This window comes from Kineococcus glutinatus (assembly GCF_039542765.1).
GTDB classification, from domain to species: Bacteria; Actinomycetota; Actinomycetes; order Actinomycetales; family Kineococcaceae; genus Kineococcus_A; species Kineococcus_A glutinatus.
This window is the reverse complement of sequence record NZ_BAABIL010000734.1, coordinates 1-3,205: the sequence shown is the minus strand read 5'-3', so window position 1 is coordinate 3,205 and position 3,205 is coordinate 1. Positions and strand designations below refer to the sequence as shown.

The following is a 3,205-nucleotide window of genomic DNA, read 5'->3' as shown; positions in this document are numbered from 1 at the left end:
TGAAGGCCCGCATCGGCCCGGCGGCCTACGTGCTGTCGGGGCTACGGGCGTTGCGGGGGCCGCAGACGAAGGTGCGGTTGCAGATCGACGGGCGCCCGCCCCGGACGCGGCGCACCCGCGCGGTGATCGTCGGCAACTGCGGGCGGCTGCTGGGGGGGATCGCGCTCATGCCGGACGCGGAGGTCGACGACGGCTGGCTGGACCTCGTGGTGCTGTCCCCACGGGGCATCGTGTCGTGGGCGGCGGTGACGTGGCGGGTGGTCACCGGCGCGCGGCGCGGCCACCCGCGGGTGGAGCACGCCCGCTTCCGGGAGCTGCAGGTGGTCAGCGCCCAGCCGCAGGAGGCGCAGGTGGACGGGGACCCGGTGGGCGGGGCGCGCCGGCTGCTGGTGCACATCGAGCCCGGGGCGCTGCTGGTGCGCCTGCCCCGGCCCCCGCGCTAGCCCGCCCGGCCGGCCCGCACCCGCCGCAGCCACCCCTCGGCCGCCGCGAACGCGTCCTCGTCCGGGCCGCTGCCCGGCAGCGCCGGCCGCCCGTCGGCGCGGGGGTAGCTGCCGAGGAAGCGGACCTGCTCGCAGACGCGGTGCAGGCCCATCAGGGCCTCCCCGACGCGGGCCTCGGCGACGTGCCCCTCGCAGTCGATGGAGAAGCAGTAGCGGCCCAGCGCGTCGCCGGTGGGGCGCGACTCGATGCGGGAGAGGTTGACGCCGCGGGTGACGAACTGCTCGAGGACCTCCACGAGGGCGCCGGGGTGGTCGGTGCGCAGGAACGCCACCAGGGAGGTCCTGTCCGCGCCGGTGGGCGCCGGCAGCACCACGCGCCCGTCGTCGCCGGCCGGGCGGGCCAGCAGCACGAAGCGGGTCACCGCGCCGCGGTTGTCGCCGATGTCCTCGGCGAGCACCTGCAGGCCGAAGCGCTCGGCGGCGACGGGCGCGCACACGGCCGCGTCGTAGCCGGCCCCGGTGCCGTCGGCGGCGGCCTGCGCCAGGCCCGCGGCGGCGGAGGCGGTGGACAGCGACGGCACGTACCGGGCGCCGGGCAGGTGCTGCGCCAGCCAGCGGCGGACCTGGGCGTAGCCGTGGGAGTGGGTGCTGACGACCCCGACGTCGGCCAGGGTGGTGCCGGGCCGGGCGGCGAGGACGAACGTCACGGGGATGACGACCTCCCCGACGACGAGCAGCGGGTCACCGGCGGCGAGGCCGTCGAGGGTGGCGGACACCCCGCCCTCCACGGAGTTCTCGATGGGCACCACGCCGACGTCGGCCCGGCCGGCGCGGACGGCGGCGATGGTGGCGTCGACGCTCGGGTAGGGGTCGGCGGGGGCGGTGCCGACGGGGACGACGGTGCGCAGCGCCGCCTCGGAGAACGTGCCGACCGGGCCGAAGAAGGCGTACCGCCGGGTCGGGTCCGGGTGGGGGGTCGGCGTCGGGGCGGCGGTCGGCACGGTGGGCAAGGCTAGCCGCGGCGCGGCGGTGGCCTCACTGCAGCGCGGACGTCAGCCGCGCGAGGTTGTCGAACAGCACCGCGCGGCGCGGCCGCTGCAGCCACTCCTTGAGGAACAGCTCCTTGCTGCAGGCGCGGTAGGCGTCGTCGATGCGGCGCAGGTCGTCGGCGAAGGCGCGCCCGCACACCATGACCGACACCTCCAGGTCCAGCAGGAAGGAGCGCATGTCCATGTTGCTGGACCCGATGACCGACACCTCGTCGTCGATGATCAGGTGCTTGTCGTGCAGGACGTGGGGCGCGGGGTAGCGGAAGATGCGGACCCCGGCCCGCAGCAGCGCCTCGTAGTAGGAGCGCTGGGCGTGGTGCACGAGGAACTGGTCGCCGATCTCGGAGACGAACAGGTGCACCTCCACCCCGCGCTGCGCGGCGGTGGTGATGGCGAACATCATCGACTCGTCGGGCACGAAGTACGGGCTGACGATGGAGATGCGCTCCTGCGCGGAGTACAGCAGCGCGTTGAACAGCCGGAGGTTGTTCTCCCCCTCGAACCCGGGCCCGCTGGGCACCACCTGGCACTCCAGCGCCCCCGGCGGGTCCGGTGCCGTCACCGGCTCGATCTCCTGCGTCAGCAGCTCGTCGGTCTCGCTGTACCAGTCGGTGAGGAAGAGCGCGTCGACCCCGGAGACCACGGGCCCCTCCAGCCGCACCAGCAGGTCCTGCCACTGCAGGCCGCGGCGGCGGTTGCCGCGGTGGTTGTAGCTGCGGTCCACCATGTTCTGCGAGCCCACCCAGGCGACGTCGCCGTCGACGACGAGGAGCTTGCGGTGGTTGCGCAGGTCGGGGCGCTGGTAGCGGCCCCGGTGCAGCTGCACCGGCAGCATCGGGTGCCACAGCACCCCGATGTCGTCGAGGTGGCGGACCGTGCGCCGGTAGCCGGGCATCCGCAGCGAGCCGATGTGGTCGAAGAGGACCCGCACGACGACCCCGCGGCGCACCGCGTCGGCCATCGCCTCGAAGAACGGCTCCGTCGTGGCGTCGCGGGCCAGGATGTAGAACTCCGCATGGACGTACCGGCGCGCCGAGCGCACCTCGTCGGCCATCGCCCGGATCGCGGCGTCGTAGTCGTCGACGATGGACGCCTCGTTGCCGCCCACCAGCGGCATGGAGCCGAGGTTGCGGTTGAGCCGCACGACGGTCGCCAGCCACGGCGGCCACGGCTGGTCGTCGGCGACGAGGTCGATGCCGCGGGTGGCGTCGAGGATGAGCCGGTTGATCTCCAGCTGCTTGTGCCGGCGCCGCCGCGGCAGCTTGGTGCTGCCGATGAGCAGGTACAGCAGCACCCCCAGGTAGGGGATGAAGAAGATGGCCAGCAGCCACGCCATCGCCGAGGACGGCCGCCGGTTGACGGGGACGGTGGCGACGGCGACGCAGCGGATGACGACGTCCGCGGCGAGCAGCAGGCCGGGCAGCAGCAGCGTCAGCACCCAGTGCTCGCCCACGCGCCCCCTCCCGCCGGTGCCGGCCGCCCCGGTCCCGCCCCGATCCCGTCCCGGTCCCGTCCGGCCCGGTCCTGTCGAGGTTGTCACGCCCGCCCGGCCCGGCGCACCCAGGGACGCCGCGGCCGTGCGTCGTTAGAGTCACGGCCCGTGGACCCCTCCGACGTGCGCGACCTCGGCTACGCCCGGCTCGACACCGGTCGCGCCACCCGCACCGGCGACGCGGAGGTGGTGTACGGCCCCGGCAAGACGCCCGGGCAGGT

3 protein-coding genes are annotated in these 3,205 nt (G+C 74.9%); 1 reads left to right on the top strand and 2 read right to left on the bottom strand.

Features of this window, described 5'->3' with window-relative positions; all coding sequences use genetic code 11:
• Positions 1-443: diacylglycerol/lipid kinase family protein (locus ABEB16_RS20780; RefSeq protein ID WP_425560280.1), on the top strand; the 443-nt coding region annotated here is incomplete at its 5' end.
• Here the strand turns inward: ABEB16_RS20780 and pheA are convergent.
• Entirely contained in the window at positions 440-1,444 is a 1,005-nt protein-coding gene (pheA, locus tag ABEB16_RS20775; protein WP_345714087.1) for a prephenate dehydratase, read from the bottom strand. The genes ABEB16_RS20780 and pheA overlap by 4 nt on opposite strands.
• A 34-nt stretch (positions 1,445-1,478) precedes the next feature.
• A complete protein-coding gene (cls, locus tag ABEB16_RS20770) occupies positions 1,479-2,945 on the bottom strand; it encodes a cardiolipin synthase (RefSeq protein ID WP_345714086.1) in 1,467 nt (488 codons plus the stop codon).
• Positions 2,946-3,205 lie beyond the last annotated feature (260 nt).